Raw genomic sequence first — 14,114 nt, 5'->3', positions numbered from 1 at the left:
GATGCGGCCATCCATAGTGAATATGCCTGAACGAGACCCTGCCATGAGTGAAGAGATTCTGATCAACATCACGCCGATGGAGTCGCGCGTGGCGGTGGTCGAAAACGGTGTGCTGCAAGAAGTCCATGTCGAGCGGACCCAGCGTCGCGGGATTGTCGGCAATATCTATAAAGGCAAGGTGGTCCGGGTTCTGCCCGGCATGCAGGCGGCGTTCGTCGATATCGGCCTGGATCGCGCGGCATTCATTCATGCCTCGGAAATCTCCCTGCGCGAAGGGCCGGCGGTGGAAAGCATCGGCGCCCTGGTCCATGAGGGGCAGAGCCTGGTGGTGCAGGTGACCAAGGACCCGATCGGTTCCAAGGGCGCGCGCCTGACCACCCAGCTGTCGATCCCTTCGCGCTACCTGGTGTACATGCCGCGCACCGCCCATGTCGGCATCTCTTTGAAGATCGAGGACGAAGCCGAGCGCGAGCGCCTGAAACAGGTGGTCAGCGATTGCGTGGCCCAGGAAGGCATCAAGGAAGCCGGTGGTTTCATCCTGCGTACCGCCGCCGAGGGCGCGGGCGCCGACGAAATCATGATGGACATCCGTTACCTGCGCCGCTTGTGGGATCAGATCGGCGCGCAGATCAAGACCATCGGCGCCCCCAGTGTCATTTACGAAGACCTGGGCCTGGCCCTGCGTACCCTGCGTGACCTGGTCAGCCCGAAGATCGAGAAGATCCGCATCGATTCCCGGGAAACCTTCCAGAAAACCACGCAGTTCGTCGCCGAACTGATGCCGGAAATCGCCGATCGCCTGGAACACTATCCGGGCGAGCGGCCGATCTTCGACCTGTATGGCGTCGAAGACGAAATCCAGAAAGCCCTGGAACGCAAGGTACCGCTCAAGTCCGGCGGTTACCTGGTGGTCGACCCGGCGGAAGCCATGAGCACCATCGACGTCAACACCGGGGCTTTCGTCGGTCACCGCAACCTCGAAGAAACCATCTTCAAGACCAATCTCGAAGCGGCGACCGCCATTGCCCGCCAGCTGCGCCTGCGCAACCTGGGCGGGATCATCATCATCGACTTCATCGACATGGAAGATGAAGAACACCAGCGCCAGGTGCTGCGCACCCTGGAAAAACAGCTGGAGCGCGATCACGCCAAGACCAACATCATCGGCATTACCGAGTTGGGCCTGGTGCAGATGACCCGCAAGCGTACCCGGGAAAGTCTTGAGCAGGTGCTGTGCGAGCCCTGCAGCAGCTGCCAGGGCCGCGGCAAGCTGAAAACCCCGGAAACCATCTGCTACGAAATCTTCCGGGAAATCCTGCGGGAGGCGCGGGCCTATCAGGCCGAAGGTTATCGGGTCCTGGCGAACCAGAAAGTGGTCGACCGGCTGCTCGACGAAGAGTCGGGCAACGTCGCGGAGCTTGAGGCCTTTATCGGCCGGACCATCCGTTTTCAGGTCGAAACCATGTATTCCCAGGAACAATACGACGTGGTGCTGCTCTGAGTCCGCGTACCCTACATTTACCGGATACAGCTGGCCCCGGTTTTCACATGACTCTTGCCACGGGGGCCAACTGACATGGAGCGTCTGATGCGTTTTCTCGCTGCTCTGACCCGCTGGGGGCTGGGGCTTTGTGCATTACTGCTGGTGCTGACGGCCTTGTACGTCAGCCTGGGTCGGGAGCTGACCCCGCTGGTGGCTGAATATCGGGCCGAGGTCCAGGCCAAGGCTCAGGAAGCCTTGGGCATGCCGGTGCAGATCGGCCGGCTGGAAGGCAGCTGGAGCGGTTTCTCGCCCATCCTGCTGGCCCACGATGTGACAGTCGGCGAGGGCGCCAACGCCTTGCGCCTGGATCAGGTACGGGTGGCGCCCGACCTGCCCGGCAGTGCCCTGGCGCGCCAACTGCGGGTCAAACACCTTGAATTCAGCGGCCTCAACCTGAGCCTGAAGGAAGGTCCGGATGGGCGCTGGGCGCTCGAAGGCCTGCCGGTGCAGGATAACCAGCCTCTCGACCCCGAGCAGTTGCTCAACCGCATGCAGATGCTCAGTGAGCTGTCGGTGATCGACAGCCAGGTGACCCTGCAACCGCTCGATCATCCCGCGATTGCCTTGACCTACGTCGGCCTCAATCTGCGTGTTGGCCCCAGCCGTCAACGCCTGGATGCGCGCCTGACCCTGCCGGACGGTCAGCCTCTGGCTGTCAGCTTGCGCACGCGAATCCGCGCCAGCGCCTGGCGCGAAGGGCAGGCCGACGCCTACCTGAGCTTGCCGCAAAGCGACTGGGCGAAATGGCTGCCGCCGCGCGTGACCCAACAGTGGACGTTCTCCGAACTCAAGGCCGGTGGCGAGTTCTGGCTCAGTTGGGGCGATGGCCTGCTGCAGAGCATGGTCGCACGCCTGAACGCGCCGCAGGTCAGCGGGGCCTATGACGGGCGCAAACCGGCCACCGTGAAGAACCTGGCGCTCAATGCCTATTTCCAGCGCAACGAGCAGGGCCTCAGCGTCGCCTTCGACTCGCTGGCCATGAACATCGGCGAGACGCGCTGGGAGTCCCGCCTGCACCTGCAACAGACCGGTACCGTCAACAGTGCCGAAGAACTCTGGCACTTGCAGGCCGACCGCCTCGACCTGACGCCGATCACGCCGGTCCTGGATGCCTGGGCGCCGTTGCCGGAAAAGGTCGCGACCATCATCGACAACCTCAAGGTCACGGGCGCGCTGCGCAACATCCTGTTCGACTTCCGGCCGCAGGTCAGCGGCGATCAGCGCCTGAGTTTTGCCGCCAACCTGGAGCAGGTCGGGTTCAACGCCTATCGCGGCGCGCCGGCGGCCCGTAACGTCAGCGGCAGTATCAGCGGCGACCTTGGGCAGGGCGAGCTGCGCATGGACAGCAAGGACTTTGCCTTGCACCTGGACCCGATCTTCGCCAAGCCCTGGCAGTACCTGCAGGCCAATGCCCGGCTGACCTGGAAGCTCGACCAGCAGGGGTTCACCCTGATCGCGCCGTACCTCAAGGTCCTGGGCGAGGAGGGCAAGATTGCCGGTGACTTCCTGATCCGCCTGCATTTCGATCACACCCAGGAAGACTATATGGACCTGCGGGTCGGGCTGGTCGATGGCGACGGTCGTTACACCGCCAAGTACCTGCCCAAGGTGCTCAGCCCGGCCCTGGACGAGTGGCTGCGCACGGCAATCCTCAAGGGCGCGGTGGATGAAGGTTTCTTCCAGTACCAGGGTTCGCTGAACCATGGCGCAGCCGACACCGCGCGCAGCATCAGCCTGTTCTTCAAGGTGCACGATGCCGAGCTGGCCTTCCAGCCGGGCTGGCCGCACATCGGCAAGGTCAGCGGCGATGTGTTCATCGAAGACAGCGGTGTGCGCATCCTGGCCAGCCAGGGGCAGTTGCTCGACACCCAGGTGAAGGATGTCTACGTCAATATTCCCCATGTGCCCGCCGGGCAAAGCACCCACATGTTTATCGACGGCGAGTTCGCCGGCGGCCTGGGCGATGGCTTGAAGATCCTTCAGGAAGCGCCGATCAGCACAGGCCCGACCTTTGCCGGCTGGCAGGGCGATGGCGACCTGCAGGGCAAGTTGAAGCTGGATATCCCGCTGGTCAAGGGCGAAGAACCGAAGGTGCTGGTGGACTTCAAGACCAACAAGGCACGGCTCAAGTTGAGCGAACCGGAGCTGGAATTGAGCCAGCTCAAGGGCGATTTCCGCTTCGACAGCAGCAAGGGGCTGAGCGGCCAGGGCATCAGCGCCCAGGCCTTCGAGCGCCCGGTGACCGCACAGATTTTTGCCGACGGCCGCCCTGGCAAGCTCGATACCCGGGTCGTCGCCAAGGGCCAGGTGTCGGTCAAGAAGCTCACGGAGTGGCTGAAATACAACCAGCCGCTGCCGGTTTCCGGTGACATTCCCTACCAGCTGCAGCTCAACCTCGATGGCGCGGACAGCCAACTGATGGTCAGCTCCAGCCTCAAGGGGGTTGCCGTCGACTTGCCTGCGCCTTTCGGCATGGCGGCGAGCCAGGGGCGTGACAGCGTATTGCGCATGACCTTGCAGGGCGCCGAGCGGCGTTACTGGTTCGATTATGGCGATCTGGCCAACTTTACTTTCGCCGCGCCGAGCGGAAATTTTGCCGATGGCCGTGGCGAGTTGTTCCTCGGCGAAGGCGATGCCGTGTTGCCGGGGGGCAAGGGCCTGCGGGTGCGCGGTGTGCTTTCGGAACTGGATGTGGAGCCGTGGAAGGCGCTGGTCGATCGGTATGCCGGGCAGGACACGGGCGGTAGCGCCAAGCAACTGCTCGGTGGCGCCGACTTCAGGGTCGGCAAGCTCAGCGGTTTCGGCACCACCCTGGACGAGGCCCGTGTGCAGTTGACGCGCAAGCCGTCCTCCTGGGCCCTGCAGCTCGACAGCCAGCAAGCCAAGGGCAACGTGGCGATTCCCGATGCCAAGACGGCGCCGATGGCGATCAATCTGCAGTATGTGCGCCTACCGGCCGCCGATCCGACGGTGCAGGCCGACGAAAACGCGCCGGACCCGCTGGCTTCGGTCGACCCGAAGAAAGTCCCGGCGCTGGATCTCTCGATCAAACAGCTGTACCAGGGCAACGACCTGATCGGCGCCTGGTCGCTGAAAGTGCGCCCGACCGCCAAGGGTATGGCTTTCAACAGCCTCGACCTGGGCCTCAAGGGCATGGTCCTGCAAGGCTCCGGCGGCTGGGAAGGCGAACCCGGCGCGGCCACCAGCTGGTACAAGGGCCGCCTGGGCGGCAAGAACCTGGCGGACGTGCTCAAGGGCTGGGGCTTTGCGCCGACCGTGACCAGCGAAGAGTTCCATATGGATGTGGACGGGCGCTGGCCCGGGTCGCCGGCCTGGGTCGGGCTCAAGCGGTTCTCGGGCAGCCTGGATGCGACCCTGCGCAAAGGCCAGTTCGTGGAAGTCGAAGGCGGGGCGCAGGCCTTGCGGGTATTCGGCCTGCTGAACTTCAATTCCATCGGCCGGCGCTTGCGCCTGGACTTCTCCGACCTGTTCGGCAAGGGCCTGAGCTACGACCGGGTCAAGGGTTTGCTGGTGGCCAGCAACGGTGTCTACGTGACCCGTGAGCCCATCACCCTGACCGGGCCGTCGAGCAACCTGGAGCTCAATGGCACCCTGGACCTGGTGGCCGACCAGGTAGATTCGAAGCTGCTGGTGACGCTGCCCGTGACCAACAACCTGCCGATCGCCGCGCTGATTGTCGGTGCGCCGGCGGTCGGCGGGGCGCTGTTCCTGATCGACAAGCTGATCGGCGACCGGGTGTCGCGCTTCGCCAGCGTCCAGTACAGCGTCAAGGGTCCCTGGAAGGACCCGAAAATCACCTTCGACAAACCTTTTTGAAAAACCGCGGCCCGAGCCTATGGAGTAGCATGGCCACATATCCAACCTGGAGTGCGCCATGTCCCTTGCGGTGATTCAAATGGTCAGCCAGAGCGACGTTCTGGCCAATCTACAGCAGGCGCGCCAACTGCTGGAGCAGGCCGCTGCCGGCGGTGCGCGGCTGGCTGTATTGCCGGAGAACTTCGCCGCCATGGGGCGCCGCGATGCGGCGGCCATCGGTCGGGCCGAGGCCCGGGGCGAAGGCCCGATCCTGCCCTGGTTGAAACAGGCCGCCCGCGACCTCAAGTTATGGATAGTGGCCGGCACCTTGCCGCTGCCCCCGGTGGACCAGCCGGAGGTCAAGGCCCGTGCCTGCTCGCTGCTGATCGACGAGCACGGCGAGCAAGTGGCGCGCTACGACAAGCTGCATCTGTTCGACGTGGATGTGGCCGACAATCGCGGCCGTTACCGGGAGTCGGATGACTATGCTCATGGAGAACAGGTGGTGGTGGCGGATACGCCGGTGGGCCGGGTTGGCCTGACCGTGTGCTACGACCTGCGTTTCCCCGAGCTGTACAGCGAATTGCGAGCCGCCGGGGCGGAGCTGATCAGCGCTCCTTCGGCGTTCACCGCCGTGACTGGCGCGGCGCATTGGGACGTATTGATCCGCGCCCGGGCCATCGAAACCCAGTGCTACCTGCTGGCGGCGGCGCAGGGCGGCATTCATCCGGGACCCCGGGAGACCTTCGGTCATGCGGCCATCGTCGACCCCTGGGGCCGGGTGCTGGCGCAGCAGGATCAAGGCGAGGCCGTGCTGCTGGCCGAGCGCGACAGCAGCGAACAGGCGTCCATCCGGGCGCGCATGCCGGTGGCCAGTCACCGGCGCTTTTTCTCGCAAGGCGCGCAGCGACTTGCTTAAGAACGACGAATTTAAGGCGTAAAGCATATGAGCGGGTTGTTATCTTCAGTCAGTGAACACCTTCTGGCGCCCGGTGGCGTAACCCTGGAAAGCCTGCAGGGCGTGCTCGGCGATCTGGCCGGCCCGGGTATCGATGCCGCCGACCTGTATTTCCAGGGGCAGATTTCCGAGTCCTGGTCGCTGGAAGACGGCATCGTCAAGGAAGGCAGCTTCAATCTGGACCAGGGCGTTGGCGTGCGGGCGCAGTCGGGTGAGAAAACCGGTTTTGCCTACAGCAATGCCATCACCCTCGAAGCGCTCGGCCTGGCTGCCCGGGCCGCGCGCTCGATTTCCCGCGCCGGGCAGAACGGTACCGTGCAGGCCTTTACCACCCAGGACGTGGCCCAGCTGTATGCGCCGGACAACCCCCTGGAAGTCATCAGCCGCGCGGAAAAGGTCGAGCTGCTCAAGCGAGTCGACGCCGCGACCCGTGCTCTCGATCCACGTATCCAGCAGGTCAGCGTCAGCATGGCCGGGGTCTGGGAGCGCATCCTGGTGGCCTCCACCGATGGTGGCCTGGCGGCGGATGTGCGGCCTTTGGTGCGCTTCAACGTCAGCGTGATCGTCGAGCAGAACGGTCGCCGCGAACGTGGCGGTCATGGCGGCGGCGGGCGTACCGACTACCGTTATTTCCTCAGTGAAGACCGCGCCATGGGGTACGCCCGTGAGGCATTGCGCCAGGCCCTGGTCAACCTGGAAGCCATCCCCGCGCCAGCCGGCACCTTGCCGGTGGTACTGGGTTCGGGCTGGTCCGGCGTGCTGTTGCACGAAGCGGTGGGTCACGGCCTGGAAGGCGATTTCAACCGCAAGGGCAGCTCGGCCTACAGCGGCCGCATGGGCGAAATGGTGGCCTCGAAACTCTGCACCATCGTCGACGACGGCACCCTGGCCGGGCGGCGCGGCTCGCTGAGCATCGACGACGAAGGCACCCCGACCGAATGCACCACCCTGATCGAGAACGGTGTGCTCAAGGGCTACATGCAGGACAAACTCAATGCCCGCCTGATGGGCGTGGCCCGCACCGGCAACGGCCGTCGTGAATCCTATGCGCACCTGCCGATGCCGCGCATGACCAACACCTACATGCTGGGTGGCGAAAGCGATCCGGCGGAAATCATCGCCTCGGTGAAAAAGGGCATCTATTGCGCCAACCTGGGCGGTGGTCAGGTGGACATCACCAGTGGCAAGTTCGTGTTTTCCACCAGCGAGGCGTATCTGATCGAAGACGGCAAGATCACCGCCCCGGTCAAGGGCGCGACCCTGATCGGCAACGGGCCGGAAGCCATGAGCCGGGTGTCGATGGTCGGTAACGACCTGGCGCTGGACAGTGGTGTGGGGACCTGTGGCAAGGATGGGCAGTCGGTGCCGGTGGGTGTTGGCCAGCCGACCTTGAAGATCGATGCGATCACCGTGGGTGGCACGGGCGCTTAAGAAGTGAAGCGGCGGGTGAGTTGCCGGGCAACCCACCCGAGTCGAGGCTCAGCGCAGGCCGCGTTGAGTCTCGTCCAGCTCGCGGATGTATTTGAAGATTTTACGGCTGGAGGCAGGCGGCTTGTTATGGGCCACCTCATGCTGGGCCTGACGGATCAGGGAGCGCAGCTGCTGACGATCCGCTTCTGGATAGTCGGTGACGAACTTTTCCAGGACCGCGTCATCGCCCGCGATCAAGCGATCGCGCCAGCGCTCCAGGCCATGGAAACGTTCGTTGTACTGGCGAGTTGAGGCGTCGAGTTGGTCCAGCAGCACCAGGATCGCGCTGGTGTCCTGATCGCGCATCAGCTTGCCGATGAATTGCAGGTGGCGTTTGCGCGCGATATGGGCGACATGCTTGGGCGCATCCGCCAGGGCCCGGCGCAGAGCGTCGGTCAACGGCAGTTTGTTCAGCAAGTCGGGCTTGAGTGTTGTAAGGCGCTCGCCGAGGTCAACCAGAGCATGCAGCTCGCGTTTGACCTGGGATTTGCTTTTCTCCCCATCGAGGGAGTCGTCGTAAGAATCAACCATGGTGGCAGTCCGCAAAGAAACGCCGCCATGATAACCAGTCGGGGGCCGCTTGTCCGGCCCGGTCGCTCGAAGGCCTTAACCGAAAGCAGAATTTGAGTGGAGAAAACCATGAGTGCAGCACAAAGCGTCGGCCCGCAGGCTTTGCCGGCACTGCAGGAACAAGTCGAGCAGATCATCGCCGAGGCCAAGCGCCAGGGCGCCAGTGCCTGCGAAGTGGCGGTTTCTCTGGAGCAGGGCCTGTCGACTTCGGTTCGCCAGCGGGAAGTGGAAACCGTCGAGTTCAATCGCGACCAGGGTTTTGGCATCACGTTGTATGTCGGCCAGCGCAAAGGCTCGGCCAGCACCTCGGCCAGTGGTCCCGAGGCGATTCGCGAAACCGTTGCCGCGGCCCTGGCCATCGCCAAGCACACCTCGGAAGACGAAAGCTCGGGGTTGGCCGATGCCGCCCTGATGGCCCGGGACGTGCCGGACTTCGACCTGTTCCATGCCTGGGACATTACCCCGGAGCAAGCCATCGAACGGGCGCTGGCCTGTGAAGCCGCGGCCTTTGCCGCCGACAGCCGGATCAAGAACGCTGACGGCACCACCCTGAGCACCCACCAGGGCTGCCGCGTGTACGGCAACAGCCACGGTTTTATCGGCGGTTATGCGTCGACTCGGCACAGCTTGAGTTGCGTGATGATCGCCGAGGCCGACGGCCAGATGCAGCGTGACTACTGGTATGACGTCAATCGCCAGGGCCATCTGTTGACGGACCCGGTGACCATCGGCCAGCGCGCCGCGCAACGTGCTGCGAGCCGCTTGGGCGCGCGCCCGGTGCCGACCTGCGAAGTGCCGGTGCTGTTTTCCGCGGAACTGGCCGGCGGCCTGTTCGGCAGCTTCCTGGGGGCGATTTCCGGCGGCAACCTGTACCGCAAGTCGTCCTTCCTCGAGGGCGCTCTGGGGCAGCGGTTGTTCCCCGAGTGGCTGACCATCGATGAGCGCCCGCACTTGATGCGCGCCTTGGGCAGCTCGGCCTTCGATGGCGATGGCCTGGCTACTTACGCCAAGCCTTTCGTCGAGAACGGCGAACTGGTGTCCTACGTGCTGGGGACTTATTCCGGGCGCAAGCTCGGCCTGCCCAGCACCGCCAACGCCGGTGGCGTGCACAACCTGTTCGTGACCCATGGCGAGGAAGACCAGGCGGCCTTGCTGCGTCGCATGGGCCGGGGCCTGCTGGTCACCGAGTTGATGGGGCACGGCTTGAACATGGTCACCGGCGATTATTCCCGGGGCGCGGCCGGTTTCTGGGTCGAAAATGGCGAAATCCAGTTCGCTGTCCAGGAGGTGACCATTGCCGGCAACATGCGTGACATGTTCAAGCAGATCATCGCCGTCGGTAACGATCTGGAGTTGCGCAGCAACATCCGCACCGGTTCGGTATTGATCGAACGCATGATGGTCGCTGGCAGCTAAGCTGCGACGACATCAACCAAAGCGCGCGTCCTGTCCGGGGCGCGCGCTTTTTTTATTGCCCGGGTTTTCTTTGTTTATCAATCGTCTTGTCTGTAGGAGCGAGCTTGCTCGCGATAGCGTTTTGCCTGGCACGCAGCCGATCGCGAGCAAGCTCGCTCCTACAAAGGGGAGGGGGGTTGCGGTCTTGTTTTGATTCTCAATATCATATAATAATAAATCTCATTATCGAATGAGCCCAGGTCATGAGTTCTGCCTTGCACGAGCAGCCTTACCTCGAAAGCTGGCGCTGGATGAGTCGCCAGATCCGTTGTGCCCTCGATCCGGACGAGCCGCGCCTGATCGAGCATTACCTGGCCGAAGGGCGCTATCTGGCGTGTTGCACCGCCACCTCGCCCTGGCTGATCGCTGAAACCTCATTCCGCCTGCTGCTCGATACCGCCACCGATACCGCGCTGCCCTGGCATTGGCGCAGCCAGTGCCTGGACCAGGCCTGGCGCCCGTTGCGTGACCTGGAACGCCTGTCTTTCTGCAAGTGCCGGCTCAAGCGCTGGCAAAGCCATGCCTGGCAACTGGCGACTTGCTCGTTGCTGCCATCCATTCCCCTTATCGAACTGGTGCAAGGATTTCCCGATGAGTAATACCCGTATCGAACGCGACAGCATGGGCGAACTGCATGTTCCGGAGCAGGCGCTGTATGGCGCGCAAACCCAGCGCGCGGTGGATAACTTTCCCATCAGCCACCAGCGCATGCCGGCGCAGTTCATCCGCGCGCTGATCCTGGCCAAGGCGGCCGCGGCCAAGGCCAACGTCGAGCTCAAGCAACTGAGCGAGTCCCAGGGCAAGGCCATAGTCGACGCTGCCCAGGGCCTGCTGGAAGGCGACTTCATGCAGCATTTCCCGGTGGATATCTTCCAGACCGGGTCCGGCACCAGTTCCAACATGAACGCCAACGAAGTCATTGCCACCCTGGCCAGCCGCCTGCTCGGCGAGCCGGTCAACCCCAACGACCATGTGAACTGCGGACAGAGCAGCAACGACATCATCCCGACCACCATCCACGTCAGCGCCGCGCTGGGCTTGCACGAACAACTGCTGCCGGCGCTGGTGCATCTGGTGCACGTCATCGAGCGCAAGGCGGTCGAGGTTCATCCCTTCATCAAGACCGGCCGCACTCACTTGATGGACGCGATGCCGGTGCGTATGAGCCAGGTGCTGGAAGGCTGGGCGCAGCAGCTCAAGGCCAATATCGGTCACCTTCAGGATCTGCTGCCGAGCCTGCAATCCCTGGCGCAGGGTGGCACGGCCGTGGGCACTGGGATCAACGCTCACCCGCAGTTCGCCGCGGGTTTCAGCCGGCAGCTGAGCAGCCTGACCCAGGTGCAGTTCACCCCAGGCAAGAACCTGTTCGCCCTGATCGGTTCCCAGGACACCGCGGTGGCGGTCTCGGGCCAGCTCAAGGCCATTGCGGTCACCTTGATGAAGATCGCCAACGACCTGCGCTGGATGAACTCCGGGCCGCTGGCCGGCCTCGGCGAAATCGAACTGGAAGGATTGCAGCCGGGGTCTTCGATCATGCCCGGCAAGGTCAACCCGGTGATTCCGGAGGCCACGGCGATGGTGGCGGCCCAGGTGATCGGTAACGACATGACCATCACGGTGGCGGGGCAGTCGGGCAACTTCGAGCTGAACGTCATGCTGCCGATCATCGCCCAGAACCTGTTGAGCAGCATCGAGTTGCTGGCCAATTCCAGCCGCCTGTTGGCGGACAAGGCGATTGCCAGCTTTAAGGTCAACGAGCCCAAGCTCAAGGAGGCGCTGTCGCGCAATCCGATCCTGGTCACGGCGCTTAACCCGATCATCGGTTACCAGAAGGCCGCTGAAATCGCCAAGACCGCCTACAAGCAGGGGCGCCCGGTGATCGATGTCGCCCTTGAACACACTGATCTGTCACGCAGCCAGCTGGAGATCCTGCTCGACCCGGAAAAACTCACCGCGGGCGGCGTGTAAATCCCGACATCGCTTTGGAGGTTCACCATGGAGCACTGGAAACGCACGATCGAAAGGGCAAACCGTTTCTTCATGCAGGGCGATCTGGTGGATGCCCGCGAGTATTACTTGCAGGCCCTGGCCCTGGCGCAGGTGTTGTTCGAGCGCTGGAGCGATGCCGACGAAGCGGTGGCGGCCTGTGTCATCTCCCATCACAACCTGGCGGACCTGCACCTGCGCCTGAACCAGCCGGAGGAGAGCGCGGAGTACCTCTGCGCCATCCATCAGCGGTTGTTGCAGACCATGCAGGACAGCCGCCTGGCGCCGGCGCTGCGGGAAGCCGCGCTGCGCCAGAGCAGCAAGACTTACGTCGAGTTGCTCAACTTCATCGGTGAGCACGGTGAATACCCCCGTACGCATCGCCTGCTGGAGAGCAATGTCGTGCAATCGACTGCCGGCACCGCGACCCCGAATGCCCCTCATTACGGAGCACATTGATATGTCCTTTACCTTGCCTGCATTGCCCTACGCCTACGACGCCCTGGAACCGCACATCGATGCGCAGACCATGGAAATTCACTACACCAAGCATCACCAGACCTACATCAACAACCTCAACGCGGCCGTGGAAGGCACCGAATGGGCCGACTGGTCGGTGGAAAAGCTGGTGGCCGGGGTCCAGCAGCTGCCGGAGAAACTGCGTGCAGCGGTGATCAACCAGGGCGGTGGCCATGCCAACCATTCGTTGTTCTGGGCGGTGATGGCGCCGAGCGGCGGAGGCAAGCCGAACGGTGCGCTGGGCCAGGCGATCGACGAGCAGCTGGGCGGTTTCGAGAGTTTCAAGGAGGCCTTCACCAAGGCCGCGCTCACGCGTTTCGGCAGCGGTTGGGCCTGGCTCAGCGTGACCCCGCAAAAGACCCTGGTCGTCGAGAGCAGCGGCAACCAGGACAGCCCGTTGATGAACGGCAATACCCCGATTCTCGGCCTGGACGTGTGGGAGCACGCCTATTACCTGCGTTACCAGAACCGGCGGCCGGAATACATCAATGCGTTCTACAACGTGATCAATTGGCCTGAAGTAGCCCAGCGCTATCAGGCCGCACTGGTTTGAGCCCCCTCCTATAAAAAGACCTAAGGCTGACTATGGGCACTGAAACACTGACGATCGGCAGCGGGCGGATGTTTCGTTACGCATTCGGTTCGCTGTTGCTGTTGGCGGGTACTGCATTGCTGGTTGCCCAGGGCTTGTCCTGGCTGGACCTAGAGCCGCGCTTGCTGCGTGCATTGCAGGGTGGGGCGGTCTGTGCCCTGGGAACCGCGCTGGGGGCAGTGCCAGTGTTGGTCATTCGCAAGATGCCGCTGGCGCTGAGTGACACCCTGTTGGGATTCGGCGCCGGGGTGATGCTGGCGGCTACGGCCTTTTCGTTGATCGTGCCCGGGATCGCCGCGGCGGAAAAAATCGGACTGTCGCCCTGGGCTTCGAGTGGCCTGATCAGCTTCGGCATTATGCTCGGTGCCTTGGGGTTGTTTCTGGTGGACCGCAAAGTCTCGGGGGGCAGCCCGGAGAAACTGGTGGGCACCCTTGAGCATCCGGTCATCCCGCCGCGAATCTGGCTGTTTGTGTTTGCCATCATCGCCCACAACATTCCCGAAGGAATGGCCGTGGGCGTTTCCGCGGGTGGCGGCATGCCGGAGGCTGATAGCCTGGCCATGGGCATTGCCTTGCAGGATGTGCCGGAAGGCCTGGTGATTGCCCTGGTGCTGGCTGGCGCCGGCATGTCCAGGGTCAAGGCGTTCCTGATCGGTGCCGCTTCAGGCCTGGTGGAGCCGGTATTCGCGTTGCTTTGTGCGTGGCTGGTGAGCCTGGCCGAGATGCTGTTGCCGCTCGGGCTGGCGTTGGCGGCGGGGGCGATGCTGCTGGTGGTGACCCACGAAGTGATTCCCGAATCCCGACGCAACGGTCATGAGAAGCTGGCCAGCCTGGGCTTGTGTGTCGGCTTTTGCCTGATGATGGTCATGGATACGGCACTCGCTTGAGTGCCTTTCGGCAGGTTTGCCCTGCCGACCTTACTCGCCTTCGTCGAAGAAGTTGTTGATCAGTGCCACCAGCGCTTCCAGCGCCTCCTGCTCCTGTTCGCCTTCGGTCTTCAGATGAATCCTGGTGCCCTTGCCGGCGGCCAGCATCATCATTGCCATGATGCTCTTGCCGTCGACCATCGACTCCGGCGTTCTCCCTGCGCGGATCTGGCAAGGAAACTGACCGGCCACGCCGACGAACTTTGCAGAGGCACGGGCATGCAGGCCCAGTTTGTTGATGATTTCAATTTCCAGAGCAGGCATCGCGGGGTAGATCCT

Annotated in this window: 12 protein-coding genes; 10 read left to right on the top strand and 2 right to left on the bottom strand. The window is 63.3% G+C overall.

What is annotated here, in order from left to right; genetic code table 11:
* Window positions 1-43: 43 nt before the first annotated feature.
* The 4 genes from rng to tldD all read left to right on the top strand — a co-directional run bounded on the left by rng (window position 44) and on the right by tldD (window position 7,748).
* Entirely contained in the window at window positions 44-1,501 is a 1,458-nt protein-coding gene (gene rng / locus BM019_RS07880; RefSeq protein ID WP_007929907.1) for a ribonuclease G, read from the top strand.
* Between the two features lie 75 nt (window positions 1,502-1,576).
* Window positions 1,577-5,380, top strand: coding sequence for a YhdP family protein (locus BM019_RS07875; RefSeq protein WP_092417982.1), 3,804 nt, complete (start codon window positions 1,577-1,579; stop codon window positions 5,378-5,380).
* Between the two features lie 58 nt (window positions 5,381-5,438).
* Window positions 5,439-6,278: a carbon-nitrogen hydrolase family protein gene (locus BM019_RS07870; protein WP_092417981.1), complete on the top strand. Its 840-nt coding sequence runs from the start codon at window positions 5,439-5,441 to the stop codon at window positions 6,276-6,278.
* Between the two features lie 27 nt (window positions 6,279-6,305).
* Window positions 6,306-7,748: a metalloprotease TldD gene (gene tldD, locus BM019_RS07865; RefSeq protein WP_007929903.1), complete on the top strand. Its 1,443-nt coding sequence runs from the start codon at window positions 6,306-6,308 to the stop codon at window positions 7,746-7,748.
* A 48-nt stretch (window positions 7,749-7,796) separates the two neighbouring features.
* Here tldD and yjgA read toward each other — a convergent pair whose 3' ends face one another.
* Window positions 7,797-8,318, bottom strand: a complete 522-nt coding sequence (gene yjgA / locus BM019_RS07860; protein ID WP_025806420.1) for a ribosome biogenesis factor YjgA — start codon at window positions 8,316-8,318, stop codon at window positions 7,797-7,799.
* Window positions 8,319-8,426: 108 nt separating this feature from the next.
* Between yjgA and pmbA the strand changes: the two genes are divergently transcribed.
* The 6 genes from pmbA to BM019_RS07830 all read left to right on the top strand — a co-directional run bounded on the left by pmbA (window position 8,427) and on the right by BM019_RS07830 (window position 13,796).
* Window positions 8,427-9,773, top strand: coding sequence for a metalloprotease PmbA (gene pmbA / locus BM019_RS07855; RefSeq protein ID WP_092417980.1), 1,347 nt, complete (start codon window positions 8,427-8,429; stop codon window positions 9,771-9,773).
* 242 nt (window positions 9,774-10,015) lie between these two features.
* Entirely contained in the window at window positions 10,016-10,411 is a 396-nt protein-coding gene (locus tag BM019_RS07850; RefSeq protein ID WP_007929895.1) for a hypothetical protein, read from the top strand.
* Window positions 10,404-11,780 (top strand): class II fumarate hydratase, encoded by a 1,377-nt coding sequence (locus tag BM019_RS07845; protein ID WP_009042189.1) that lies wholly within the window; start codon window positions 10,404-10,406, stop codon window positions 11,778-11,780. Before BM019_RS07850 ends, BM019_RS07845 begins: the two co-directional genes overlap by 8 nt.
* A 27-nt stretch (window positions 11,781-11,807) precedes the next feature.
* A complete protein-coding gene (locus tag BM019_RS07840) occupies window positions 11,808-12,257 on the top strand; it encodes a hypothetical protein (protein ID WP_009042190.1) in 450 nt (149 codons plus the stop codon).
* Between the two features lies 1 nt (window position 12,258).
* Window positions 12,259-12,870 (top strand): superoxide dismutase, encoded by a 612-nt coding sequence (locus tag BM019_RS07835; protein ID WP_009042191.1) that lies wholly within the window; start codon window positions 12,259-12,261, stop codon window positions 12,868-12,870.
* A 32-nt stretch (window positions 12,871-12,902) separates the two neighbouring features.
* On the top strand, window positions 12,903-13,796 hold the full coding sequence (locus BM019_RS07830) for a ZIP family metal transporter (RefSeq protein WP_062823662.1): 894 nt from the start codon (window positions 12,903-12,905) through the stop codon (window positions 13,794-13,796).
* A 30-nt stretch (window positions 13,797-13,826) separates the two neighbouring features.
* On the opposite strand, the gene BM019_RS07825 is transcribed toward BM019_RS07830, so the two are convergent.
* Entirely contained in the window at window positions 13,827-14,099 is a 273-nt protein-coding gene (locus BM019_RS07825) for an HPr family phosphocarrier protein (protein ID WP_007929877.1), read from the bottom strand.
* Between the last annotated feature and the right edge of the window lie 15 nt (window positions 14,100-14,114).

The sequence above is a fragment of the Pseudomonas sp. NFPP07 genome (assembly GCF_900115645.1).
Classification (GTDB): domain Bacteria; phylum Pseudomonadota; class Gammaproteobacteria; order Pseudomonadales; family Pseudomonadaceae; genus Aquipseudomonas; species Aquipseudomonas chlororaphis.
This window is presented reverse-complemented; position numbering and strand designations above follow the sequence as displayed.